The 25,397-nt window shown below is 35.6% G+C and carries 27 protein-coding genes and 2 rRNA genes; 13 read left to right on the plus strand and 16 right to left on the minus strand.

Annotation, left to right across the window (positions count from 1 at the left end; genetic code table 11):
- The first annotated feature begins 46 nt into the window (after positions 1-46).
- From LPC23_RS09550 to LPC23_RS09560, 3 genes are all read left to right on the plus strand, one after another.
- The gene (locus tag LPC23_RS09550; protein WP_229329849.1) at positions 47-964 is read left to right on the plus strand and encodes an ABC transporter permease; all 918 of its coding nucleotides are present in this window, start codon (positions 47-49) and stop codon (positions 962-964) included.
- The gene (locus LPC23_RS09555) at positions 961-1,641 is read left to right on the plus strand and encodes an ABC transporter ATP-binding protein (RefSeq protein WP_229329851.1); all 681 of its coding nucleotides are present in this window, start codon (positions 961-963) and stop codon (positions 1,639-1,641) included. The genes LPC23_RS09550 and LPC23_RS09555 overlap by 4 nt, the downstream gene beginning before the upstream one ends.
- Positions 1,642-1,741: 100 nt before the next feature.
- On the plus strand, positions 1,742-2,161 hold the full coding sequence (locus LPC23_RS09560; protein WP_229325012.1) for a nucleoside-diphosphate kinase: 420 nt from the start codon (positions 1,742-1,744) through the stop codon (positions 2,159-2,161).
- A 164-nt stretch (positions 2,162-2,325) separates the two neighbouring features.
- Here LPC23_RS09560 and LPC23_RS09565 read toward each other — a convergent pair whose 3' ends face one another.
- The 12 genes from LPC23_RS09565 to LPC23_RS09620 all read right to left on the minus strand — a co-directional run bounded on the left by LPC23_RS09565 (position 2,326) and on the right by LPC23_RS09620 (position 9,502).
- On the minus strand, positions 2,326-2,622 hold the full coding sequence (locus LPC23_RS09565) for a DciA family protein (protein WP_229325014.1): 297 nt from the start codon (positions 2,620-2,622) through the stop codon (positions 2,326-2,328).
- Complete coding sequence (locus tag LPC23_RS09570; RefSeq protein ID WP_229329853.1) at positions 2,603-3,046, minus strand: lipocalin family protein; 444 nt, start codon at positions 3,044-3,046, stop codon at positions 2,603-2,605. The genes LPC23_RS09565 and LPC23_RS09570 overlap by 20 nt, the downstream gene beginning before the upstream one ends.
- Position 3,047: 1 nt before the next feature.
- Positions 3,048-3,224 carry a hypothetical protein gene (locus tag LPC23_RS09575; protein ID WP_229329855.1) on the minus strand — a complete coding sequence of 59 codons (177 nt, stop codon included), beginning with the start codon at positions 3,222-3,224 and terminating at the stop codon, positions 3,048-3,050.
- A gap of 6 nt (positions 3,225-3,230) precedes the next feature.
- On the minus strand, positions 3,231-4,211 hold the full coding sequence (gene ftsY, locus LPC23_RS09580) for a signal recognition particle-docking protein FtsY (RefSeq protein ID WP_229329858.1): 981 nt from the start codon (positions 4,209-4,211) through the stop codon (positions 3,231-3,233).
- Positions 4,212-4,339: 128 nt separating this feature from the next.
- Positions 4,340-4,492, minus strand: a complete 153-nt coding sequence (locus tag LPC23_RS09585; RefSeq protein WP_066310049.1) for a DUF4295 domain-containing protein — start codon at positions 4,490-4,492, stop codon at positions 4,340-4,342.
- Between the two features lie 71 nt (positions 4,493-4,563).
- Complete coding sequence (gene rpmG, locus LPC23_RS09590) at positions 4,564-4,746, minus strand: 50S ribosomal protein L33 (RefSeq protein ID WP_007805817.1); 183 nt, start codon at positions 4,744-4,746, stop codon at positions 4,564-4,566.
- A gap of 27 nt (positions 4,747-4,773) precedes the next feature.
- Positions 4,774-5,010 carry a 50S ribosomal protein L28 gene (rpmB, locus tag LPC23_RS09595; RefSeq protein WP_229325022.1) on the minus strand — a complete coding sequence of 79 codons (237 nt, stop codon included), beginning with the start codon at positions 5,008-5,010 and terminating at the stop codon, positions 4,774-4,776.
- A 73-nt stretch (positions 5,011-5,083) separates the two neighbouring features.
- Positions 5,084-6,337 (minus strand): CinA family nicotinamide mononucleotide deamidase-related protein, encoded by a 1,254-nt coding sequence (locus tag LPC23_RS09600; RefSeq protein WP_229329860.1) that lies wholly within the window; start codon positions 6,335-6,337, stop codon positions 5,084-5,086.
- A 12-nt stretch (positions 6,338-6,349) separates the two neighbouring features.
- Entirely contained in the window at positions 6,350-6,694 is a 345-nt protein-coding gene (locus tag LPC23_RS09605; protein ID WP_229329862.1) for a histidine kinase, read from the minus strand.
- Complete coding sequence (locus LPC23_RS09610; protein ID WP_229329864.1) at positions 6,694-7,305, minus strand: fumarylacetoacetate hydrolase family protein; 612 nt, start codon at positions 7,303-7,305, stop codon at positions 6,694-6,696. The genes LPC23_RS09605 and LPC23_RS09610 overlap by 1 nt, the downstream gene beginning before the upstream one ends.
- A gap of 18 nt (positions 7,306-7,323) precedes the next feature.
- On the minus strand, positions 7,324-8,094 hold the full coding sequence (locus LPC23_RS09615; protein ID WP_229329866.1) for a 3'-5' exonuclease: 771 nt from the start codon (positions 8,092-8,094) through the stop codon (positions 7,324-7,326).
- 112 nt (positions 8,095-8,206) lie between these two features.
- Positions 8,207-9,502, minus strand: a complete 1,296-nt coding sequence (locus LPC23_RS09620) for a dihydrolipoamide acetyltransferase family protein (RefSeq protein ID WP_229329868.1) — start codon at positions 9,500-9,502, stop codon at positions 8,207-8,209.
- A gap of 177 nt (positions 9,503-9,679) precedes the next feature.
- Between LPC23_RS09620 and LPC23_RS09625 the strand changes: the two genes are divergently transcribed.
- The 9 genes from LPC23_RS09625 (at position 9,680) to LPC23_RS09665 (ending at position 18,947) form a co-directional block, all read left to right on the plus strand.
- Positions 9,680-11,542 (plus strand): ABC-F family ATP-binding cassette domain-containing protein, encoded by a 1,863-nt coding sequence (locus LPC23_RS09625; RefSeq protein ID WP_229331589.1) that lies wholly within the window; start codon positions 9,680-9,682, stop codon positions 11,540-11,542.
- Positions 11,543-11,554: 12 nt separating this feature from the next.
- A complete protein-coding gene (locus tag LPC23_RS09630; protein ID WP_229329870.1) occupies positions 11,555-12,112 on the plus strand; it encodes a hypothetical protein in 558 nt (185 codons plus the stop codon).
- Positions 12,113-12,220: 108 nt separating this feature from the next.
- Positions 12,221-12,907 (plus strand): ABC transporter ATP-binding protein, encoded by a 687-nt coding sequence (locus LPC23_RS09635; RefSeq protein ID WP_229325036.1) that lies wholly within the window; start codon positions 12,221-12,223, stop codon positions 12,905-12,907.
- A 15-nt stretch (positions 12,908-12,922) separates the two neighbouring features.
- Positions 12,923-13,492, plus strand: coding sequence for a cob(I)yrinic acid a,c-diamide adenosyltransferase (locus tag LPC23_RS09640; protein WP_229325038.1), 570 nt, complete (start codon positions 12,923-12,925; stop codon positions 13,490-13,492).
- A gap of 148 nt (positions 13,493-13,640) precedes the next feature.
- Complete coding sequence (locus LPC23_RS09645) at positions 13,641-13,862, plus strand: DUF2795 domain-containing protein (protein WP_007138072.1); 222 nt, start codon at positions 13,641-13,643, stop codon at positions 13,860-13,862.
- 87 nt (positions 13,863-13,949) lie between these two features.
- Positions 13,950-17,294: a preprotein translocase subunit SecA gene (gene secA / locus LPC23_RS09650; RefSeq protein WP_229329872.1), complete on the plus strand. Its 3,345-nt coding sequence runs from the start codon at positions 13,950-13,952 to the stop codon at positions 17,292-17,294.
- Positions 17,295-17,812: 518 nt separating this feature from the next.
- Positions 17,813-17,983: a hypothetical protein gene (locus LPC23_RS09655; RefSeq protein WP_229329874.1), complete on the plus strand. Its 171-nt coding sequence runs from the start codon at positions 17,813-17,815 to the stop codon at positions 17,981-17,983.
- The gene (locus tag LPC23_RS09660; protein WP_229329876.1) at positions 17,980-18,747 is read left to right on the plus strand and encodes a DpnI domain-containing protein; all 768 of its coding nucleotides are present in this window, start codon (positions 17,980-17,982) and stop codon (positions 18,745-18,747) included. The genes LPC23_RS09655 and LPC23_RS09660 overlap by 4 nt, the downstream gene beginning before the upstream one ends.
- Positions 18,744-18,947 (plus strand): hypothetical protein, encoded by a 204-nt coding sequence (locus LPC23_RS09665; RefSeq protein WP_229329878.1) that lies wholly within the window; start codon positions 18,744-18,746, stop codon positions 18,945-18,947. The genes LPC23_RS09660 and LPC23_RS09665 overlap by 4 nt, the downstream gene beginning before the upstream one ends.
- A 5-nt stretch (positions 18,948-18,952) precedes the next feature.
- Here LPC23_RS09665 and LPC23_RS09670 read toward each other — a convergent pair whose 3' ends face one another.
- Positions 18,953-19,213 carry a hypothetical protein gene (locus LPC23_RS09670; RefSeq protein ID WP_229329880.1) on the minus strand — a complete coding sequence of 87 codons (261 nt, stop codon included), beginning with the start codon at positions 19,211-19,213 and terminating at the stop codon, positions 18,953-18,955.
- 7 nt (positions 19,214-19,220) lie between these two features.
- Positions 19,221-20,834, minus strand: coding sequence for an amidase (locus tag LPC23_RS09675; RefSeq protein ID WP_229329882.1), 1,614 nt, complete (start codon positions 20,832-20,834; stop codon positions 19,221-19,223).
- Between the two features lie 255 nt (positions 20,835-21,089).
- Here LPC23_RS09675 and LPC23_RS09680 point away from each other — a divergent pair, with 255 nt between their 5' ends.
- Complete coding sequence (locus LPC23_RS09680; RefSeq protein WP_229329884.1) at positions 21,090-21,380, plus strand: hypothetical protein; 291 nt, start codon at positions 21,090-21,092, stop codon at positions 21,378-21,380.
- A gap of 719 nt (positions 21,381-22,099) precedes the next feature.
- On the opposite strand, the gene rrf is transcribed toward LPC23_RS09680, so the two are convergent.
- Both rrf and LPC23_RS09690 read right to left on the minus strand, forming a co-directional pair.
- Positions 22,100-22,209: ribosomal RNA gene (rrf, locus tag LPC23_RS09685) — 5S ribosomal RNA — on the minus strand.
- Between the two features lie 174 nt (positions 22,210-22,383).
- Positions 22,384-25,264: ribosomal RNA gene (locus LPC23_RS09690) — 23S ribosomal RNA — on the minus strand.
- Positions 25,265-25,397: the final 133 nt, after the last annotated feature.

Genomic DNA, 25,397 nt, shown 5'->3' on the forward strand with positions numbered 1-25,397 from the left:
ACTAATTATTTCCTATGGATACATATATAATTGATTAGTATATAAAATGAAAAAGTATTTTACCCTACAATTTAAAATGTTGAACAGACAACTAGCCGAGTGGGGAATTGAACCTATAATAGGTTATACTTTAGGATTATTTATATTTTGCATACTGTCTTTTCAATTATTTAATAAAACAAAATATGCAGATGTTATCTATATTGGGATTGCATTAAGTCAAATAATAAAATCAAATGAAGTAGTACGAAATAACTTTCTAAAACTTACCTATTCTACTATTGATTATTTAAAACTGCGAATTATTGAAAATTGGATTATCTCCTCGCCGTTTGTTATATTTTTAGTTTACAAAGAAAATTATTTATTTGCTATTTCATTATTAGTTTTTTGTGGGTTTTCTGTATTGTTTGTTCTGAAAAGTAAATCTAATTTTTACATCCCCACTCCTTTCTTCAAATATCCTTTTGAATTTACAATAGGTTTTAGAACTAATTTTATCCTCTACATATTTGCTTATTTCTTGACAATTATGTCCATCGTTGTTTCCAATTTTAACTTAGGTATATTTTCTTTAATAGTAACTATAATGGGTTGTGCAGCCTATTTTACAAATTCTGAAAACAAGTTTTATATTTGGATCTATTCATTAAATTCTAAAGAATTTCTGTACACTAAAACTAAGATGATTGTTCTTTATACAACTATTTTGTGCTTACCAATACTGATAAGTTTATCTATATTCTTTTATAATAAAATTGATATTATTTTAGGCATACAATGTCTTGGATATTTGTTTATCTATATGACTATGCTAGCTAAATATTCGATTTATCCTGAGAAATTAAATATTAGATTTGGAATTGTAATCGCCTTAACTATTTGGCTTCCACCCCTACTATTAGTAATAATCCCCTATCTATATATAGAATCGACTAAAAAATTAAAAGTGCTTTTACAATGATTGATATTGAAAATTTATCAAAATCTTATGGAGATAAAACTGTATTAGAAAATATTACTTTAAATCTAGTGAAAGGAAAGGTATATGGAATAGTTGGCGAAAATGGCGCTGGCAAAACTACATTATTTAATTGTATTTCTGGATTAGAAAAGTATCGCGGAACTATTAATTGTGAATATGGAATTCCAAAAATAAGTCTTGGATATTTACAAACCGAACCTTATTTTTTTTCAAAAATAACAGGATTAGAATATTTGAAATTATTATGTAACGCAAGAAACCTTGAACCATTAGATTTCATAGAAAAAAATATATTTGATTTACCATTGAACGAATATGCTATTAACTACTCTACTGGAATGAAAAAAAAGTTAGCTCTCACTGCTATACTTCTACAAGAAAATAAATTTTTCATTTTAGATGAGCCATTTAATGGAGTTGATATTCATAGTAATATGATAATCACCGAAATCATTCAACAACTCAAGCGATTAGATAAAACCATTCTCATTTCTTCCCATATTTTTTCCACCTTAAACGAAACTTGTGATGAAATTTTTCTTCTGAAAAACAAAACAATATCTATGCGAGTTAAGAAAGAGCAATTTGGTATCTTAGAAAATGAAATGAAGGATTATTCTATTGGAAATAGAATTTCAAAATTAAATCTCAAATAATTTAACGCTTTATAAAATTATCGATTTTATTCTATTTCATTAATGAAATATCAAATAAAGCAGTATTTTTGCATTCTAAATTTATAATTACACAAAAAAGATGGCAACAAACAGAACTTTTACTATGATTAAACCCGATGCGGTTAAAAATGGTCATATTGGAAACATACTTGCAATGATTAACAATGCTGGTTTCAAAATTGTTTCTTTAAAACTTACACAATTAACAGTGGCTGATGCACAGGCTTTTTATGCAGTACACAGCGCACGTCCTTTTTATGGAGAATTAGTTGAATTCATGTCAAGTGGGCCGATTGTTGCTGCTATTTTAGAGAAAGAGAATGCAGTAAACGATTTCAGAACTTTGATTGGTGCTACCAACCCAGCTGAAGCTGCAGAAGGTACCATTCGTAAATTATACGCTACTTCTTTAGGGGAAAATGCAGTTCACGGTTCAGATAGTGATGAAAATGCCGCAATTGAAGGTGCTTTTCACTTTGCAGGAAGAGAGCAATTTTAATCTAGATAGTTAGATTTATTAGACTTCTTAGACTTCTTAGACTTCTTAAATTTTTAAATTTTATAAAAAGAAACCCATTTCGATTGAAATGGGTTTCTTTTTATCTCTAACTTTCTAACTTTCTAAAAAAATCTAAAAATCTAGAAATCTAAAAATCTAAATGTCTATCGCAAAACTACATCCTTAATTACCTCTCGTTGTAATTCTTCGTTAATCATGGCTATAATCTTTGATTTTCCGTGACTTAATTCTTCTCGTAAAACGGATGAACTTAACTCCACATACAAAGTACTACCTCGCAATACAACATTTTTAGTATAACTATTGACTCCATTTCCCATAAGATTTTTCCAAGCCTCTTTCACATCAATCTGATCCATTCCGGGCTGCAATTTATTCACTTGAATAATTTGCTTCAAAACATCGCCAACCGTACTTTGATTACTTAGTCTTTTTGCCATCGCCCAAAATATTTATAGCCGTAGCTTTTTTGTAATGGAACTCTTTATTTTGCGCATTAGTTATGACTAATTCGTCAGCGGTCAATTCAATTACTTCTTCCGAATACTTCATATAAGGTGTGGAATAATCTAAATACACTTTTTCGTCTTGAAAACGAACACTAACATTCTCATAAGTATCGTTTACCATAAAAGTTCCATTTAACTGAGGCGCAACTTTTTTTCGAATTCCTTTATTGTTGGACTCAATTTGAAAGTAATCATAATTTTGATTGGCTCCATATTCTTTATCTTCACCTTCATCAAAAACTACTTTTTCAATTTCCCAATAGCCGTTAATTTTAGCAATATCAGCAGGTTTGATTTGCTGTTTACAACTAGTAAAAAGCACAGAAAGCAGTACAATAGTAATCAAGTTCTTCATATTACTCTTTTTTAGTTTTCACCCTTTTATACAATCCTAAGAAGAAAAAAACCAAACCTACTACTACAGCAATATAATAGACCGTCAAATTTTGTTCCCGAATCACATTTGCCAAAACAAAACAAATTACACTTATAAAATAAAAAGCCATTGGGCTTAATTTTCCAAAAGAACTCATAGTATATTATTTAAAAAAACTGTCTACAAACTCCAATTTATTGAACACTTGTAAATCTTCAATTCCTTCTCCTACTCCGATATATTTAACTGGAATTTGAAACTGATCTGAGATTCCAATTACCACACCGCCTTTGGCAGTTCCGTCTAATTTAGTTACAGCCAACGAAGTCACCTCAGTAGCTGCTGTAAACTGCTTGGCTTGTTCAAAAGCATTTTGACCTGTAGATCCGTCCAAAACTAATAAAACATCGTGTGGAGCGTCTCTTACTACTTTTTGCATAACACGTTTTACTTTGGTCAATTCGTTCATCAAATTGACTTTGTTATGCAAACGTCCTGCCGTATCAATAATTACAATATCGGCATCTTGTGCCACTGCAGATTGCAAGGTGTCAAAAGCTACTGAAGCAGGGTCACTTCCCATATTTTGTCTTACAATAGGCACTCCAACTCGATCAGCCCATATTTGCAATTGATCAATCGCTGCTGCACGAAAAGTATCTGCTGCACCCAAGACTACTTTGTGTCCCGCTTTTTTAAATTGATATGCCAATTTTCCAATTGTGGTTGTTTTTCCTACTCCATTCACACCTACCACCATTAAAACATACGGCTTGGTTTGTACTGGTGTCACAAATTCTGTTGCTTCACCTGAATTGGTCTCAGAAAGTAAACTTGCTATTTCTTCACGAAGAATCTGATTCAATTCGCCCACGCCTAAATACTTATCAGATGCCACACGCACTTCGATACGTTGTATGATTTTTAATGTGGTGTTTACCCCTACATCAGAAGAAATAAGAATGTCTTCTAAATTATCTAGAACTTCATCATCTACTTTTGATTTTCCAGCTACTGCTTTGGATAACTTGGAAAAAAAAGTTGTTTTTGATTTTTCTAGGCCTTTGTCCAAGGATTGTTTCTCCTGTTCGTTTAGACTTTCGTCTTTTTTATCCGAGGAAAATATTCTTTTAAAAAAACTCATAGTGTTAAAGTATTAAATACGAATGTTGTAGTCTAAGAAAACTAATTCACTTTTATAATGGTAAATATAGAAAATAAAAAAGCTACTTCCGACTGAAAGTAGCTTTTCTATATACTGTTTAGAGTAAATTATTTCTTTTTCAAGAACTCATCAACTGCTTCAGGAGCCATAATAGATTCTACGAATGTATATGCGCCAGTTTTTGGAGATTTCACCATTTTAATGGCTTTTGATAATCTTTTAGAAGCGGTTTGTAACGATGCTACGGTTTTCTTTGCCATGATTCAAATGTTATTTGAAATTAATACAACCTACAAATGGAAACATCAGAGGTTAATTAAATTTCTAATTATTATTTAATTTCTTTGTGAACTGTTACTCTCTTCAAGATTGGATTAAATTTTTTAATTTCTAATCTATCTGGAGTATTTTTTTTGTTCTTAGTTGTAATATATCTTGAAGTACCTGCAACACCAGTTGTTTTGTGCTCAGTACATTCTAAAATCACTTGGATTCTGTTACCTTTCTTTGCCATCTTGCTATCTATTTATTTAGGAAACGATTATTTGATAAATCCTTGCGCTTGTGCTTTTTTCAAAACAGCAGCAATCCCATTTTTATTAATTGTTTTTACTGTAGATGCAGCTACTCTAAGAGTAATCCATCTATCTTCTTCTGGAAGATAAAAACGCTTTTTAACTAAGTTCACAGAAAATTTTCTCTTAGTCTTGTTCATAGCGTGAGAAACGTTATTTCCTACCATCGCTCTTTTACCTGTAAGGACACAAACTCTTGACATTATTCTTTATCTTTTATCGTTATTCAAAATCAGGGTGCAAAGAAAAGAAAAATAAACGGATCAAACAAAAAAATTAAAGCACATTTTTTAAAATTTCTTTTTGAAGCATTTCTAAACTCTTAATCACCGCTCTATCAATGACTTTTTCTCGGGGTTGTCCAAAATTAAACTCCTCAACCACAATACCTTTTGGCGTTGCTAAAGCAATACATACAGTTCCTACTTCAGCATCTGCTTCTCCTTTCGTTGGACCAGCATTTCCCGTAGTCGCAATAGCATAATCGGTTTGCATCATTTTTTGAACATTCATAGCCATAGCTGAAGCGACTTCTTTACTAACCACTGTGCAAGCATCAATCAATTCTTTAGATACGCCTAAGACATTGATTTTTGCTTCGGTAGCGTATGAAACAACACTCCCTTTAAAATAAGCCGAAGCACCAGGAACAGAAGTAAGTAGTTGTGCTATTTTACCACCTGTACAACTTTCTGCAGTAGCCAGTGTAAGCTGATTATTCTTTAAAATTCGACCAAGAACCACTTCAATTGTATCTTCTTCTTCAAATCCTACTATAATATCGTGAATGATCATATCCAATGATTTGACATTGGCTGCAATCGCTTCTTCTAATAGTTGTTTATCTTTTCCTCTAGCCGTTAAACGCAAACGTACACGACCTGGACTTGGCAAATAAGCCAACTTAATGCATTCGGGTAATTGGTTTTCCCAAGCCTCAATACGTTCTGCAACATGACTTTCTCCTTGACCATAAGTTAAAATCGTTTTGTGAAGTATATAAGGACGTTGGTATTCGTGAACCAATTTAGGAATGACTTGATTTTCTATCAAATATTTCATTTCGTATGGCACGCCTGGAAGCGAGATAAAAACAGTATTTTCTTTTTTAATCCACATCCCAGGCGCAGTACCCACTTGATTGTGAAGCACCGTGCACTTTGAAGGAACTAAGGCTTGGTCTTTATTAATTTGAGAAGCTGATTTACCCAAGGCACGCTCAATTAGTGCAATGACATGAAGTTCAACTTCAGCGTTTCTAACCAAAGTATCTCCAAAATATTCACACAATGTATGTTTGGTAATATCGTCTTTTGTTGGCCCTAAACCTCCGGTAATAAGTACTACTTCTACTTTATTTTGAAGCGATGCAAACGTATCTAAAATATGTTGTTTATCATCTGAGATAGACAGCATCTCGCGAGTTTCAATCCCAATTTTATCTAATGACTTGGCTATAAAACCCGAATTAGTATCTACGATTTGACCAATTAATATTTCGTCTCCGATAGTAACAACAGCTGCTTTCATTATTGTTTTGAATTACAAATTGAAATCTTTTTTAATTTCTTTGATCGCATCTTTCACCTGCGATTTAACGCTCTTATAGGTTTCTTTAATGTTTTTTGTATTTCCTTCAGCTTTTGCCCAAGCCTCTATCAACACCATTTCTTCAAATGCCACATGCATTCCTAACAAATCAAGTGTAGGTTTGATTTTAAGAGCATAAGCAAATACTTCTTTATGTAATTCTGAATAGATTCCTGTCTTTATTTCTAATAAATCCTTTGGAATTTCATTTACAAATAAAACGAGAATTTGATTTACAAATTCAGAATCGTTATCTGAAAGTTGGTACACTTTAGATAAATTATAGTGTAGTGCCATTATTTTACTTGTATTCTAAATAGTTGTTGTCCTTCTAAGTATCCTTCTAACACATCATTGGGATTTACCGCAGCTACTCCTTCGGGTGTACCAGTAAATATAATATCTCCTATTTTCAAAGTAAAAAACTGAGAAACATATGCTACTAATTCGTCTATTTTCCACAACATCAAACTGGAATTTCCTTTTTGAGCAATTTCACCGTTTTTGAGCAATTCAAAATTAACATCTTCTAACGAAGCAAATTGATCTTTGGGAACAAATTCGCCTATTACTGCCGAACCGTCAAAAGCTTTTGCTTTTTCCCAAGGCAATCCTTTTGCTTTCAATTGATCTTGTAAATCTCGAGCGGTAAAATCAATTCCTACACTAATTTCGTCATAATATTTATGTGCAAATTTAGGTTCGATATACTTTCCTACCTTATTGATTTTTACAATCAATTCAATTTCATGATGCACATCATTAGAAAACTCTGGAAGCACAAAAGGATGTTGCTTCAACAGCACCGCCGAATCCGGTTTCATAAAAACTACCGGCTCAGTCGGGCGTTCGTTTTTTAATTCCGCTATATGATTAGTGTAATTTCTACCGATACAAATTATTTTCATGTCCTTAAAGTAATTACTTTATTTAGTATTTAATTTTCTCAATTTAATTGCAGTCAATACTTTTTTAGTATACAAAGGGAAATCCGCATTTTGAATCCAACTGAAATAACCTGGCTCCGTTTCCAATACCTTTTCCACTTTAGCTCCTTTGTGTTTTCCAAAAGTAAAAATTTCTTCACCGTCTTTGTCAAATGCTATCATTCCTGCAAAATCAGCAATCTTTTTTCGCGTGGTAAATTCAGAAAGCGCTTTCATATCGTTTTCCAATTCAGGATATCGGTCCAACTGCGCTTTTAATATCTCATAGGTTGCCATAGTATCTGCTTCAGCTGAATGCGCATTTTCTAGATTTTTACCACAATAAAATTTAAAGGCAGCGCTCAATGTTCTTTCTTCCATTTTATGAAAAACCGTTTGCACATCAACGGAAACTCTATTTTTCATATCAAAATCAACGCCGGCACGCAACATCTCTTCTGCTAACAAAGGAATATCAAAACGATCCGAATTGTATCCTGCCAAATCGCTATCCTTAATCATGTTTTGAATTTGACTTGCTAATTGAGCAAATGTAGGTTCATTAGCTACTTTAGCATCATCAATTCCATGAACTGCGGTTGTTTGTGGAGGAATTGGAATAGTAGGATTTACTAACCAGGTTTTGCTTTCTTTATTCCCATTTGGGAATACTTTAAAAATTGAAATTTCAACAATTCGGTCCTTGCCTATATCGATTCCGGTAGTTTCAAGGTCAAAAAAGCAAATTGGTCTATTAAGTTTAAGTTCCATCTATTAATTTATAAGATTACAAATATATCAATTTGTAATGAATGAGCTTTAAAAAAGAAAACCCTTTCAAAGTCAAACTTTGAAAGGGTTAATCATCTATTAACAAATTGGATTAAATATCCGTATTGATATCAAAAGCCTCTAAATAATCCGCTACTCGTTTAACAAAACTACCACCAAGTGCACCATCTACAACTCTATGATCGTAGCTGTGAGATAGAAACATTTTTTGGCGAATCCCAATAAAATCACCTTCTGGTGTTTCGATTACTGCAGGCACTTTTCGAATAGCACCTAAAGCTAATATTCCAACTTGAGGTTGGTTAATAATTGGGGTTCCGAAAACACTCCCAAAAGTCCCCACATTAGTTACTGTATATGTACCACCTTGAGTATCATCTGGTTTTAATTTGCCATTTTTAGCTCGGTTACCTAAATCATTTACAGCTTTAGCCATTCCGACTAGGTTTAATTGATCCGCGTTTTTGATCACTGGAACAATTAAATTTCCGTTAGGCAAAGCGGCTGCCATACCTAAATTAATATTTCTCTTTTTTATAATATATTCACCCTCAACAGAAATATTCATTCCCGGAAAATCTTTCAAAGCCTTAGCTACAGCTTGCATAAATATTGGAGTAAAAGTCAATTTCTCTCCTTCTCGTTTTTCAAAAGTATTTTTTACTTTGTCTCTCCACTTAACAATATTGGTTACATCAACCTCTATGAAAGACTGCACATGAGCTGAAGTTTGCAAAGAAGCCGTCATATAACCCGAAATCAACTTTCGCATTCGATCCATCTCTACAATTTCATCTTCGCCATTAACCGATACAGGTACTGCTTGAGTACTAGTATTACTTATTGGAGTTGGCGCAGATGTATTGGCAACAGGCGATTTTTGTCTTACTGCCACATAGGCTAAAATATCTTCTTTAGTCACACGACCTTCTTTACCTGAGCCAGAAATACTTTCTAATTCAGCAACAGAAACTCCTTCTTGTTTGGCAATATTTTTAACCAAGGGCGAAAGGAATTTTTCAGTTCCTTTAAAATCTACTGCAGTAGACACCATAGCTTGGGCTACTTCAACTGATTTTTCTATTTCAACAACAGCTTCAGGAATTGCTACATCTTCTGTTATCGTAGTTGTGGTTTCTGATAAGGAATCAGTTTCAATAATAGCAATAGTTTGTCCTACTTGAACTAAATCGTCTTTGCCAAATAATTGTTCGACCAAAACACCTGAAACTTCACTTGGGACTTCGCTATCTACTTTATCTGTTGCAATTTCAAGAACTGCGTCATCTATTTCGATTGTATCTCCAACTTGCTTTAACCAATTAGTTATAGTTGCCTCAGCTACACTCTCTCCCATCTTTGGAAGTTTTAATTCAAATCTTGCCATAATCTTAACGTAAAACGTGATTTTGATTTTATGATTGCAAAATTAGGAAATATTTTTAGTTTTTGATACGATTAAATCAAAATTCCATGTTTACGAAAACGTTTTTTATGTCCTCTAAAATCAAATTGAAAATGATTGTTTCATTTCAAAAGAGTACTTTTGCAAAAAACTATAGTTGTGAATTATTTATCTGTTGAAAATATCTCCAAATCTTTTGGAGAACGCACCCTTTTTGAAAATATTTCTTTTGGCATCAACAAAGACCAAAAAATAGCCTTTATTGCTAAAAACGGTTCTGGAAAAACTTGCATTATGAAAATAATCAATGGCGAAGATGAACCCGATTCCGGACAAGTCGTGTTGCGAAAAGAAATCAAAATGGCGTTTTTGTCACAAGATCATAATTTACAAGATGAATTGACTATTGAAGAAAGTATTTTTGCATCGGATAACGAAACGCTAAAAGTAATTGAACAATACGAAAAAGCCTTAGAAAATCCAGAAGACGAAGAAGCCTATCAAAAAGCATTCGATAAAATGGATCAACATAATGCTTGGGATTTTGAAACCCAATACAAGCAAATTCTGTTCAAGTTAAAACTAGAAGATTTCAAACTAAAAGTAAAAAACCTTTCTGGAGGTCAGAAAAAACGATTGTCGTTAGCCATCATTTTAATTAATCGTCCCGATTTATTGATTCTTGACGAACCTACCAATCACTTAGATTTAGAAATGATTGAATGGCTAGAAAGCTATTTTGCCAAAGAAAACATTACCTTATTTATGGTAACGCACGACCGTTTCTTTTTGGAACGAGTTTGTAATGAAATCATTGAATTAGATAATGGTAAATTATACCAATACAAAGGAAATTACTCGTATTACTTAGAGAAAAAAGAAGAACGCATTGCGTCTGAAAATGCGAGTGTAGACAAAGCCCAAAATTTATTCGTAAAAGAATTGGAATGGATGCGTCGTCAACCCAAAGCAAGAACGACCAAATCCAAATCCCGTCAAGATGATTTTTACGTCATCAAAGAAAAAGCGCAAAACCGACGTCGAGAAAATAAAGTGGAACTCGAAATCAATATGGAGCGCATGGGTAGTAAGATTATCGAACTGCACAAAATCTCTAAAAAATTCAAAGACCACGTCATTTTAGACAATTTTAGTTTTGATTTTCAACGTGGAGAGCGCATCGGGATTATTGGTAAAAACGGAACTGGAAAATCGACTTTTCTGAATTTATTGACAGGCACTTTGCCTTTAGACGGCGGAAAAGTAATTAAAGGCGATACTATTAAAATAGGGTATTACACTCAAAGTGGTATCAATCCAAAACCGGGTCAAAAAGTAATTGACATCATCAAAGAATATGGCGAATACATTCCACTTGCAAAAGGAAAAATCATTTCAGCTGGACAATTATTAGAACGCTTCCTTTTCGACAGAAAAAAGCAGCACGACTATGTAGAGAAGTTGAGTGGAGGCGAATTAAAACGTTTGTATTTATGTACCGTTTTGATTCAAAATCCGAACTTTTTGATCTTGGATGAGCCTACCAATGATTTGGATATTGTTACTTTAAATGTATTGGAAAGTTTTCTTTTGGACTATCCAGGTTGTTTGCTAGTAGTTTCGCACGACAGGTATTTTATGGACAAAATTGTAGACCATTTATTTGTGTTTAGAGGCGATGGCGTTATCGAGGATTTCCCTGGAAACTATTCTGATTTTAGAGCCTATGAAGACAGTGCTGATGTAGCCCAAAAAGAGGAAAATAAAGCCGAGAAAAAAGATTGGAAACAAAATAATCCAACTGGTAATTTAAGCTTTAACGAACAAAAAGAATATCAGAAAATCGAGAAAGAAATCAAAGATTTAGAGAGTCAAAAAGTAGCTATCGAACAATTGTTTTCTGATGGAAAAGTTGCCGATGAAGATATTGAGAAAAAAGCAAAAGAATTGGAAGAAATCATCCAAAAAATAGAAACAAAAGAAGAACGTTGGTTTGAACTTTCAGCCAAAATTGAATCGTAATTATTGCAAAAAATGTTATTCCGCATCCAATCGTATTTACAATTCCTTTGGCACTCCAAAAATGAACACGGAGTCCACTCCCCTTTTGTATTTCTTTTGTTGACGCAAGGTTTATATAATAGAAAAATTAAATTACCAGTTGCCGATTTATCTACCTATAAAGGAGTAAATTCGAAAAAGAGTCGATTGTTGTTCAAAATTGTTCACTATTTCAGTCCAAAATCCATTTTGACTGTTGGAGATACTACTCTCGAAAAAGAAGTTATGGCGTTAGCCAATCCAAAAGCTACTATTGATATTGCTCTTGACAGTGCCATTTACGACTGCATCTATATCCATTCGCAAGAATTCCAATTCATAACAAACGAAAGAATTGAGCAAATGTTAAACACAACAGAAAACGATAGTTTTTGGATTTTAGAAGACATTCACGCTAATCCTGATGCAGAAGCACATTGGGAAACCCTAAAACAAAATCCGAAAGTAACTGTAACCATTGATATTTATCATTTTGGATTGGTCTTTTTTAGAAAAGAACAAGCCAAAGAGCATTTCATCATTAGAGCTTAATTAGATTTGTATGTAACAAAATTCATTTTCCTACTACTTATGAATTTATTCAAAAGTCTTTCGTACTTTTAAATCCGAATTCAACGAATTTTAATTCCAACAGCAACAATGGCAAATCCATTAATTAAAATAACTAACATCAAACGTGATTTCGTTCTTGGCAACGAAATTGTTTATGTTTTAAAAGGCATTGATTTACAAATCAATAAAGGAGAATATGTAGCGTTAATGGGACCTTCAGGTTCAGGAAAATCTACCTTAATGAATCTTTTAGGCTGTTTGGACACGCCTACTTCTGGAACTTATATTTTGAATGGAAAAGATGTAAGCCAAATGCAAGACGATGAATTAGCCGAAATTCGTAACAAAGAAATCGGTTTTGTTTTTCAAACGTTCAACCTTTTGCCAAGAACAACTGCTTTGGATAATGTAGCCCTGCCTATGATTTACGCTGGCTATTCCAAATCAGAACGAAACGAAAGAGCAACTGAAGTATTGAAACAAGTCAATCTTGCTGATAGAATGGACCACCAACCCAACCAACTTTCGGGAGGTCAAAGACAGCGTGTAGCCGTTGCAAGAGCTTTGGTGAACAAACCTTCGATAATTTTGGCTGATGAACCAACAGGAAACTTAGACAGTAAAACGTCTGTGGAGATTATGAAATTGTTTGGCGACATTCACGCCAGTGGCAATACCGTTATTTTGGTCACTCACGAAGAGGAAATTGCTGCTTACGCCAATCGAATCATTCGTTTGAGAGACGGATTAATTGAAAGCGACACTTCAAAATAAATTACAATAACGCTAATGAAGATATATACGAAGACAGGAGACGGAGGAATTACAGCGCTTTTTGGAGGAACAAGAGTTCCAAAAGATCATGCGAGAATTGAAAGCTACGGGACTGTAGACGAATTAAACTCTTACATTGGTTTAATTAGAGATCAAGAAATTGATGCACACTACAAAACCATCTTGATTGAAATACAAGATAGGTTATTTACTGTGGGTGCTATTTTAGCGACTCCGCCTGAAAAAGAAGTGCTCAAAAATGGAGAGCTTCGATTGAAAAATTTAGGTATTGTTGCAACAGATATTGAATTTTTGGAAAATGAAATTGACAGTATGGAAGAATCGCTTCCGCCAATGACACATTTTATTTTACCTGGTGGGCATCCTACCGTGTCACATTGTCATATTGCGCGATGTATTTGCCGAAGAGCCGAACGTCTTGCGGTGCATTTAAGCCACAACGAGCCCGTTTCTGAAATTGCAATCCAATATTTAAACCGACTTTCTGACTATCTTTTTGTCTTGGCACGAAAGTTGTCTAAAGATTTAAACGCTGAGGAAATACAATGGATTCCTAGGAAATAATCTCTTAGATTCTGTTATTTTTTCTTGGTCAAATTAAATTAACAAAACAGACAAAAAAACGTTCTTAACTTTTAATAAAAATAAATGATTTTTTACTTGCCTTTTTCAGTAAAAAATTTATTTTTGCACTAAACTAAATCGACAAAAGATGTATTGGACATTAGAATTAGCATCTTATTTAAGCGATGCGCCGTGGCCTGCTAACAAAGACGAACTTATTGACTACGCTATTAGAGCAGGAGCTCCATTAGAAGTAGTAGAAAACCTTCAATCTATCGAAGACGAAGGTGAGATATATGAATCAATGGAAGAAATTTGGCCAGATTATCCTACAGACGAAGATTACCTTTGGAATGAGGATGAATATTAAAAAATAAACCAAAGAAAAAGTCTCAAAAGAGGCTTTTTTTTTGGTTAAATTAGACTTTTACAAAAATACCGAAATACAAACAATATTATGAGTTTCATAAATAGCATTATAAAAATCTTTGTTGGTGATAAATCCCAAAATGACGTTAAAGCATTACAACCTTACCTAACGAAAATCAAAGGATTAGAGAGTAGCTTAATGTCATTATCGAATGACGAATTAAGAGCTCGCACCACTTATTTTAAAGATAGAATCAAGCAAGCACGCGCTGATAAAGATGCTAAAATTGCATCCCTACAACAAGAAGTAGAAACTATTCAAGACATCGATCAAAGAGAAGATATCTATGTGGCTATTGATGCTTTGGAAAAAGAAGCTTACGATATTTCGGAGAAAACATTAATGGAAATTTTACCTGAAGCTTTTGCAGTAGTAAAAGAAACAGCAAGACGTTTCAAAGAAAATACTCAAATTGAAGTTACTGCTACTCCAAAAGACAGAGAATTCTCTGCTACTAAAACCTACGTTACTATAGAAGGAGAAAAAGCCGTTTGGGCTAATTCATGGAATGCCGCTGGTAAACAAATTACTTGGGACATGATTCACTATGACGTGCAGTTGATTGGTGGAATGGTGTTGCACGAAGGAAAAGTAGCCGAAATGCAAACTGGAGAAGGAAAAACATTAGTTGCCACCCTTCCTATTTACTTGAATGCCTTAACTGGAAACGGAGTACACTTAGTAACTGTAAATGATTACTTGGCAAAACGTGATAGTACGTGGAAAGCGCCATTGTTTGAATTCCACGGAATGACAGTGGAATGTATTGACAATTACCAACCAAGTTCAGAAGAAAGAAAAAGAGCCTATGACGCTGATATCACGTACGGAACCAATAACGAATTTGGTTTTGACTACCTAAGAGATAATATGGCACATTCGCCAGAAGATTTAGTACAACGCAAACACAACTATGCGATTGTCGATGAGGTGGATTCTGTTTTGATTGATGATGCTAGAACGCCATTGATTATTTCTGGACCAGTTCCGCAAGGAGACCGTCACGAATTCAATGAGTTAAAACCAAAAATTGAAAACTTAGTTAGTTTACAACGTCAATTGGCGAATGGGTTTTTGGCAGAAGCCAAAAAATTAATCAAAGAAGGCAATACCAAAGAAGGAGGATTCCAATTATTGAGAGCCTACAGAAGTTTACCTAAAAACAAAGCCTTAATCAAGTTTTTATCTGAAGAAGGCGTAAAACAATTGCTTCAAAAAACCGAAAACCAATACATGCAAGACAACAAACGCGAAATGCATTTGGTTGACGAAGCTTTGTACTTTGTAATTGAAGAAAAAAACAACCAAGTAGAATTGACCGATAACGGAATCCAATTCTTATCTGGAGATACTGATGCTGATTTCTTTGTACTTCCAGATATTGGAACTGAAATTGCTGCTATCGAAAAACAAAAATTAGACGCCGATGCAGAAGCGGAAGCTAAAGAACGTTTATTCCAAGATTTCGGAGTAAAAAGCGAACGTATCCATACCTTAACTCAGCTTTTAAAAGCCTACACTTTATTCGAAAAAGATGTTGAGTACGTTATTATGGATAACAAAATCCTGATTGTCGATGAACAAACAGGTCGTATTATGGATGGACGTCGTTATTCTGACGGATTGCACCAAGCTATTGAAGCCAAAGAAAATGTAAAAATTGAAGCGGCAACGCAAACTTTTGCTACCGTTACCTTACAAAACTACTTCAGAATGTACAACAAACTGAGTGGTATGACAGGAACTGCGGTGACTGAAGCAGGCGAACTTTGGCAAATCTATAAATTAGACGTAGTTGAAATTCCGACTAATAGAGGAATAGCAAGAATTGATAAAGATGATTTCATCTATAAAACTACTCGTGAAAAATTCAACGCGGTTATCGAAGATGTAACGGAATTATCAAAAGCTGGAAGACCCGTTTTAATTGGAACAACCTCAGTTGAAATTTCGGAATTATTGAGCCGAATGTTGAAAATGAGAGGCATCACACACAATGTGTTGAATGCTAAAATGCACAAACAAGAAGCGCAAATCGTTGAAGAAGCAGGTAAACCAGGTGTAGTAACTATTGCTACCAATATGGCGGGTCGTGGAACGGATATTAAATTATCTCCCGAAGTAAAAGCGGCTGGAGGTTTAGCTATCGTTGGAACAGAGCGTCACGATTCACGTCGTGTAGACCGTCAGTTACGAGGTCGTGCAGGACGTCAAGGAGATCCAGGAAGTTCTCAATTCTACGTTTCGTTAGAAGACAACTTGATGCGTTTGTTTGGTTCTGAAAGAGTAGCCAAAGTAATGGACAGAATGGGATTACAAGAAGGAGAAGTGATTCAACATTCGATGATGACCAAATCTATTGAACGTGCGCAGAAAAAAGTAGAAGAAAACAACTTTGGAGTGCGTAAACGTTTGTTGGAATATGATGATGTTATGAACGCACAACGTGAAGTCGTGTACAAACGTCGTCGCCATGCCTTGTTTGGAGAGCGTCTAAAATTAGACATTGCCAACATGCTTTATGATACTTGCGAACTAATTGTATCCGAAAACAAAGCCGTTAATGATTTCAAAAACTTTGAATTCGAATTAATTCGTTATTTCTCAATCACGTCACCAGTTACAGAAGCTGATTTTGCTAAATTATCAGACGTTGAATTAACAGGTAAAATTTACAAAGCCACTTTAGAATTTTATACCGAGAAAACAGAACGAAGTGCCAGAGAAGCCTTCCCTATTATCAAAGGAGTTTACGAAGACAAAAACAATCAGTTTGAGCGCATCGTAGTGCCTTTTACAGACGGAATCAAAACCTTGAACGTAGTAACTGACTTGAAGAAAGCCTACGAGACACAAGGAGCGCAATTAGTAGCTGATTTTGAAAAGAACATCACTTTATCTATTGTGGATGAAGCTTGGAAAAAACACTTGCGCAAAATGGACGAATTGAAACAATCGGTTCAATTAGCCGTTCACGAACAAAAAGATCCGTTGCTAATTTACAAATTAGAAGCCTTCAACTTGTTCAGAGCCATGCTCGACAATGTGAATAAAGACGTGATTTCGTTTTTATTCAAAGGCGATTTACCTGCGCAACAAGCACCAAAGATTGAAGAAGCAAAAGAAGTTCGTCAAAAAGAAAACTATAAATTAAGCAAAGACGAATTGCCAAACAGCGAAAACCTAAACCACGAGGCGGCGGATACTCAACAACGTCAAGTAACCGAAACTATCGTGAGAGACATGCCAAAAATCAATCGTAACGATACCGTAACGATTCAGGAAGTCGCTACTGGAAAAACAGAAACCATGAAGTACAAAAAAGCCGAAAATTTAGTAACTTCAGGTCAATGGGTAATTGTGAACGACTAATCGTTTAACCGTTCTATAAATACTGAGTGTCTAAAAAGATCATATTTGTCATGCTGAACTTGTTTCAGCATCTATAAATAACTTTTTAGACACTTTTTTTGTGCTTTACTTTTTAGTAGCAGCAGTTCTACTTCCTTGACACGACTTGTCCCGCTATCCGCGCTACATGGTAGCTTGCTTCTATCGGGGCTAGAATAGACGTTTATTTTTTTATAAATAACACTTACTTGTATATTTTAAATTAATATTTTTTAGATTTATATCTACTCCATTTATTCTGTCAGAAATAAATCATTCTCACAAAATAGAACGCACGAAGCTATCAATAAGTTGGAATGCAAAATAACCTAAAGTACCATTAGAGATAACTTAAAATAAAATACAACTTAGATAATAACCTGAATTATTTTCTAATAGTAACTCAATTTTAACCTATATATTATTTATATTTGGAGAACCAGTATCTATAGACGTATCTATTAAAATAATTTAAAGTCAAACTTAAAATAAATACACAAATGAATCCCCTAATTGCTAAACCTTTCTTAAAATGGGCTGGAGGTAAATCCCAGTTGATTGCAGAAATACAAAAAGCAATACTTAATGAGTTTATTTCTCAAAAGTTTACTTATGTGGTGCCATTTATAAGAAGTGGTGAGGTTTTGTTTAAAAATAATTATCAAATATGAATCTTCAATTTGATATCAAATTAGCTAATAAATATAATAGTAATTCTCAAATTGCAAGAGTGTTAACTGAAAATTGGGTATTGAACAATTCATATTGTCCAAGCTGTGGAGAATTACCATTAAATGAATTTGAAAACAATCGTCCTGTTGCTGATTTTTATTGTAAAAAATGTAACGAAGAGTTTGAATTAAAAAGTAAAAAAGGAAAATTGAGTACCATAATTAATGATGGTGCTTATGAAAGTATGATAAAAAGGATTACTTCAGATACAAACCCAAATTTTTTCTTTTTGACCTACGATAAAAACACAGTGAATAATTTTTTAGTAATTCCAAAACAATTTTTCACTCCAGAAATTATTATCAAACGAAAACCTTTATCTATTACCGCTAAACGAGCAGGTTGGGTTGGTTGCAATATAGATATTTCAAAAGTTCCGGAAAGTGGAAGGATTTTTATAGTTGAAAATTCAAAAATAATAGAACAGGAAAAAGTACAAATAAAATTAAAAAGTACTGATTTTTTAAGATCTAAAAGTTTAGAAGCTAGAGGGTGGATATTGGATATATTAAATTGTGTTGAAGAAATTAAAAAGCAATCTTTTACGTTAGATGAATTATATGCTTTCGAAAATAAATTGAAAATTAAATATCCTAACAACAATCATATCAAGGATAAAATTCGTCAACAATTACAGTTTTTAAGAGATAAAGGGTTAATTGAATTTAACGGAAGAGGAAATTATAAAAAAATTGAAATATGAAAAAATATATATTTATTTCACCTGAAGGTTCTACTGTAGCTCCAAATAGTTCATACGAAGTTAATAATATGCAAGTTATTGGAGTTGTTGAAGATGTTACAAATGAAAATGAAGCATTAAAAAAACTATTAATTGAAAATGAATGGATAATAGATGCTGAATTCAATATTGCTAAATTTATTTGCTACGAAATCTATTAAGCCTATTATTTAAATTCTAAATATTTTCCTTCAATTCCTGAGTTTTTTAATGCCTCTGCATTTTCTTTTCCATAAGCGATGAATACACTTGGAGCGCTTGGAGTACCTCCTTGTATACCTGATACATGATAAAATTTTATTCTACCTTTTACAAATAAAACTGCATTTGCCCAGCTAGCACGATTACCTTGCTCGTGCGTTAAGTAACTTAAATAACTCAACAAAACTATAATACCGTAGGAATGGCATAATTGTAATACAACCAAAAACTAATTATACAAATGATTTTTTAAACTCAGGTTTAACCCTATGTTTTGATGCTTGCTCATAAGCAAAAGCAATTGCAATTAGTTGCGCCTCGCTGTAAGCCGTTCCAAAAAAGGATAAACCAACAGGTAAATCATATACTTTTCCAGCTGGAACGGTAACATGCGGATAGCCACTAACCGCAGCTGGCATGGTTAACGAATAGCCGCCCCAACGATCCCCATAAATCATATCGATACTACATGATGGTCCCATTGTTATTCCGCAAATGGCATCAAGTTGGTGTTCCTGAAATACAGAGTCCAAAATCTTTTTACTGCCGTTATAACTTGTTTGTAAAGCCTCTTGGTATTTTTTATCGTCAAGTCCAAGTTTTAAATTGGAACTTTCTAGCGTTTCTTGTTTAAAATACGGCATTGATCTATCTTCATTGGCTATATTAAAATCAATGACCTCCTTCAACGATTTAACCTTTGCGTTTGCGGTAGCTAAATAGTTGTTCAACCCATCTTTAAACTCATATTGCAACACCTCAAATTCAGCATCGCCTAATGCATAAATTTTCTCTACGTAGTCAATTTCAATAATGGTAGCTCCTTTTTGTTTTAAAACAGTAATAGCTTGATCTAAAAGTTCATTAATATATTTGTTTTGACCTTGAGGTTTCTTTTCAATACCAATTCGTTTGCCTTTCAAAGCATTTAAATCCAAAAACTGGGTATAATCAGTATGGCTTTTTCCTTTACTTTCATTGGTTATCACATCTTTGGTATCGATACCTGCAAGTACGCCTAATAAAATAGCCGCATCTTTTACAGTTCTAGCCATGGGTCCAGCTGTATCTTGAGTTTTTGATATAGGAATAATTCCGGAACGACTTACTAGTCCAACCGTAGGTTTAATTCCAACAATACCATTTACAGAAGCGGGACAAACAATTGACCCATCTGTTTCCGTACCAACAGCGACTACACATAAATTAGCAGAAACCGCCACTCCTGATCCAGCACTAGAACCACAAGGATTATGATCTAAAATATAAGGGTTCTTCGTCTGACCGCCACGACCGCTCCAACCAGAACTTGAATGCGTTGAACGGAAATTAGCCCATTCACTTAAATTAGTTTTTCCAATAATTATTGCACCAGCATCTCTTAATCTTTTTACAACAAAAGCATCGCTAGATGATATATTTCCTTCCATTGCTAATGATCCAGCTGTAGTTTGCATTTTATCTGCTGTATCAATATTATCTTTTATGAGCACAGGTATACCGTGTAATGCTCCTCTACTTTTCCCATCTTTTCGCTCCTTATCCATTTGACTAGCAATTGAAAGAGCTTCTGGATTAATTTCAATTATTGCATGTAAGCCAAGACCGTTCTTATCTATCGATTCAATTCGTTGTAGATACAATTCGACTAATTGTTCTGAAGTATATTGTCCTGAAGACAACTTTTCTTGTAAACTAGTGATTGTTTCTTCATCAAGTTCAAAATCTAATTCAGAATCTAAAGATTCTTCTTTATTGCTTTTACTAGTATCACAACCTTGAATAAAAAGAGTTGATATTCCTACAGTTGCCAAAGTTGTTCTGGTAAAAAAATCTCTTCTTTTCATAATTACAATTTTATCGAAGTTGGTACAATTATTTTTTATAAATATATACTTTTTTTCAATTAGTAAAGTACAAATGAATTTAATGAGAAATAAGATTGCTAAAATACTACGCCTAAATTCAATCTATTAGGGAAGGTATATTGAAAAACCCACCATTAGTAAGGACTATTAATCCAAAAATTAAGTTAAAACAGTAAATAAAAACAAATAAATAAGTTTAACTTTAAACAAAAATAATCACCCAAAAAGTAAACTATGAAGCTTCATTCTAAACCATTTATCCTAATTGTTGTAATGTTATTTGTATTAACTGCTTGTGGCAAATTAAGCAATGAAGTTGAAAAACTTAATGAATTAAAAACCAAAGTAGAGTCTATAGATTCTCTAGTTGATAATGAAATTAATAAAGTTAAAAAACTCGACACCATTATTAAAAAAGAAAGTGACAAAGTTAAAAAACTGGATACTTTGATACGTAAATCAACATCACAAATCGATTCAATATCACAAAAGGGCAATAACTTATTAAAAAAAATCACTAACTAATTATTGTTTTTTAATACGTTAACCAACTAGCGCGAGTATCTTGCTCGTGCCTTAAGTAACTTAAATTATTCTCCAAAACTATAACCTCGTCCCTACGGGACTTATTTTCTTTGTCTTTTATAGGATTTTACCAAAATACAACTCCTTGCGGAGTTAATAAAAAGATAGTAAAACGTCAACCTATTACGAAGTGATTCAATAGTGGTAAACCTGAGTTAAATCCCTTAGATTTGAGATTAAGAGGAGGAAGCCCGGTGGGCTTCAGGTATAAAACAAAAAACTCGAGGCTTTAGCCGAATAGGCGAAGCAAACCTGTCGGTAGACAGGCAGAGGCGACGAACCGAGCCCGAAGGGCGAACACGTCTATCCTATAAACAAAAAAACTCCAACTTTTTCAAGTTGGAGTTTCATAAAGAAAGGCGACGACTCCCGATAACTATCGGGACTCCCTCATAACTGCTTCCGAAGTTTCGGAACCCGAAGCGTCGGGACGCAGGCGGGCTTAACTACTCTGTACGGGCTAAATTTTATCTTATTTTTTCTAAAAATATATAAAACAAAAAACCCCGTTTCGTTAGAAACAGGGTTTTTAAAAGATTTAAGGGCTATGCCCGACTGAGCGAAGCTAAAGGCGACATTTGAGATTAAGAGGAGGAAGCCCGGTGGGCTTCAGGTATAAAACAAAAAACCCCGTTTCGTTAGAAACAGGGTTTTCAAAAGAAAGGCGACGACATACTCTCCCACATAACTGCAGTACCATCTGCGCAGGCGGGCTTAACTACTCTGTTCGGGATGGGAAGAGGTGAGCCCCGCCGCAATAACCACCTTAAGATTATTGTTGGCGGTTGTTGGTTTTTGGTTGTTGGTGTTTCCATCAACTACCAACCATCAACTATCAACTGCAGCTTCGCTGCAAATATCTTAACATACTGAGATAAAGAAAAGTAATTAGAAAATTTCTCCCCTCCTTCCCCTGAGGTGACTCGAAGGGAGGAGGGAAAACGTACATAAGCTTACGGGTTATTAGTACTACTCGACTATGACATTACTGCCTTTACATCTATAGCCTATCAACGTGGTCATCTCCCACGACCCTTAAAAGAAATCTCATCTTGTGGTGGGTTTCGCGCTTATATGCTTTCAGCGCTTATCCCTTCCAAACGTAGCTACTCTGCGGTGCCCCTGGCGGGACAACAGATACACTAGAGGTTTGTCCAATTCGGTCCTCTCGTACTAGAATCAGATCCACTCAAATTTCTTGCGCCCACAGTAGATAGAGACCGAACTGTCTCACGACGTTCTGAACCCAGCTCGCGTGCCACTTTAATGGGCGAACAGCCCAACCCTTGGGACCTTCTCCAGCCCCAGGATGTGACGAGCCGACATCGAGGTGCCAAACCCCCCCGTCGATATGAGCTCTTGGGGGAGATCAGCCTGTTATCCCCGGCGTACCTTTTATCCTTTGAGCGATGGCCCTTCCATGCGGAACCACCGGATCACTATGCTCTACTTTCGTACCTGATCGACCTGTATGTCTCTCAGTCAAGCTCCCTTATGCCATTGCACTCTACGCACGGTTACCAAGCGTACTGAGGGAACCTTTAGAAGCCTCCGTTACTCTTTTGGAGGCGACCACCCCAGTCAAACTACCCACCAAGCAATGTCCCCCGCTTAAGCGGGGTTAGGCCTCAGATAAACAAAGGGTTGTATTTCAACAATGACTCCACAACGCCTGGCGACGCCACTTCATAGTCTCCAACCTATCCTACACATCATTTATCCAAGGTCAATACTAAGCTATAGTAAAGGTGCACAGGGTCTTTTCGTCCCACTGCGGGTAAACGGCATCTTCACCGTTACTACAATTTCACCGAGCTCATGGCTGAGACAGTGTCCAGATCGTTACACCATTCGTGCAGGTCGGAACTTACCCGACAAGGAATTTCGCTACCTTAGGACCGTTATAGTTACGGCCGCCGTTTACTGGGGCTTCAATTCAATGCTTCTCCGAAGATAACATCTCCTCTTAACCTTCCAGCACCGGGCAGGTGTCAGGCCCTATACTTCATCTTACGATTTTGCAGAGCCCTGTGTTTTTGATAAACAGTCGCCTGGACCTCTTCACTGCGGCCAGCTTGCGCTGGCGACCTTTCTCCCGAAGTTACAGGTCTATTTTGCCTAATTCCTTAGCCATGAATCTCTCGAGCACCTTAGGATTCTCTCCTCGACTACCTGTGTCGGTTTGCGGTACGGGTACTTATTACCTGAAGTTTAGAGGTTTTTCTTGGAAGCCCTTAGGCGCACTATCTCTTTGACCGAAGTCTCCGAGTACTATCGTATTTCCCCAAGATCTGTGGATTTGCCTGCAGATCTTATAGGTAGGTACTTCAACGAACTATTCCGTCAGTTCGCGGCGCTTTCATCACTCCGTCACCCCATCACAGTAATAAGTAGTACGGGAATATTAACCCGTTGTCCATCGACTGTCCCTTTCGGGTTCGCCTTAGGTCCCGACTAACCCACAGCTGATTAGCATAGCTGTGGAAACCTTAGTCTTTCGGTGTGCGGGTTTCTCGCCCGCATTATCGTTACTTATGCCTACATTTTCTTTTCTAACCAGTCCAGCATACCTTACGATACACCTTCAACCCTGTTAGAATGCTCCCCTACCACTTGTATATAATACAAATCCATAGCTTCGGTACTATACTTATGCCCGATTATTATCCATGCTCGTCCGCTCGACTAGTGAGCTGTTACGCACTCTTTAAATGAATGGCTGCTTCCAAGCCAACATCCTAGCTGTCTGGGCAGACAAACCTCGTTCTTTCAACTTAGTATAGATTTGGGGACCTTAGCTGATGGTCTGGGTTCTTTCCCTCTCGGACTTGGACCTTAGCACCCAAGCCCTCACTGCTGGTAAACATTATATAGCATTCGGAGTTTGTCAGGAATTGGTAGGCGGTGAAGCCCCCGCATCCAATCAGTAGCTCTACCTCTATATAACTTAAATCCAGCGCTGCACCTAAATGCATTTCGGGGAGTACGAGCTATTTCCGAGTTTGATTGGCCTTTCACCCCTACCCACAGGTCATCCGAAGACTTTTCAACGTCAACCGGTTCGGACCTCCACTATGTGTTACCACAGCTTCATCCTGCCCATGGGTAGATCACACGGTTTCGCGTCTAACACTACTGACTAAAGCGCCCTATTCAGACTCGCTTTCGCTACGGATCCGTGACTTAACCACTTATCCTTGCCAGCAACGTTAACTCGTAGGCTCATTATGCAAAAGGCACGCCGTCACCCCACTAAAGGGCTCCGACCGCTTGTAAGCGTATGGTTTCAGGATCTATTTCACTCCGTTATTCACGGTTCTTTTCACCTTTCCCTCACGGTACTGGTTCACTATCGGTCTCTCAGGAGTATTTAGCCTTAGCGGATGGTCCCGCCAAATTCAGACAGGGTTTCACGTGCCCCGCCCTACTCAGGATACCACTATCCTTTACACTCATTACCTATACGGGACTATCACCCTCTTTGGTCCTACTTTCCAGTAGATTCTAGTTCTTTGTGCAAGAAATCTCGTGGTCCTACAACCCCAACATTGCCGTAACAACATTGGTTTGGGCTAATCCGCGTTCGCTCGCCACTACTTACGGAATCACTTTTGTTTTCTTCTCCTCCGCCTACTTAGATGTTTCAGTTCAGCGGGTTTGCCCACCTATCGGTGTACTATGTCTTCAACATAGTGGGTTGCCCCATTCAGGTATTTACGGATCGTATCGTGTGTGCCAATCCCCGTAACTTTTCGCAGCTTATCACGCCTTTCATCGCCTCTGAGAGCCTAGGCATCCCCCATACGCCCTTATTTTGCTTATTGTACCAACTTATTACTTAAAATAAGCCGTTTCTTTTACTTGTCTAATGATAAACAAGTAAAAATGTTTTCTACTTTATTATTTTCTTATCTCAATATGTCAATGAACGTTAAACTAGTGTGCAGTATTCAGATT

Origin of the sequence: Flavobacterium ammonificans, assembly GCF_020885975.1 — a bacterium.
In the GTDB taxonomy this organism is placed as follows: Bacteria; Bacteroidota; Bacteroidia; order Flavobacteriales; family Flavobacteriaceae; genus Flavobacterium; species Flavobacterium ammonificans.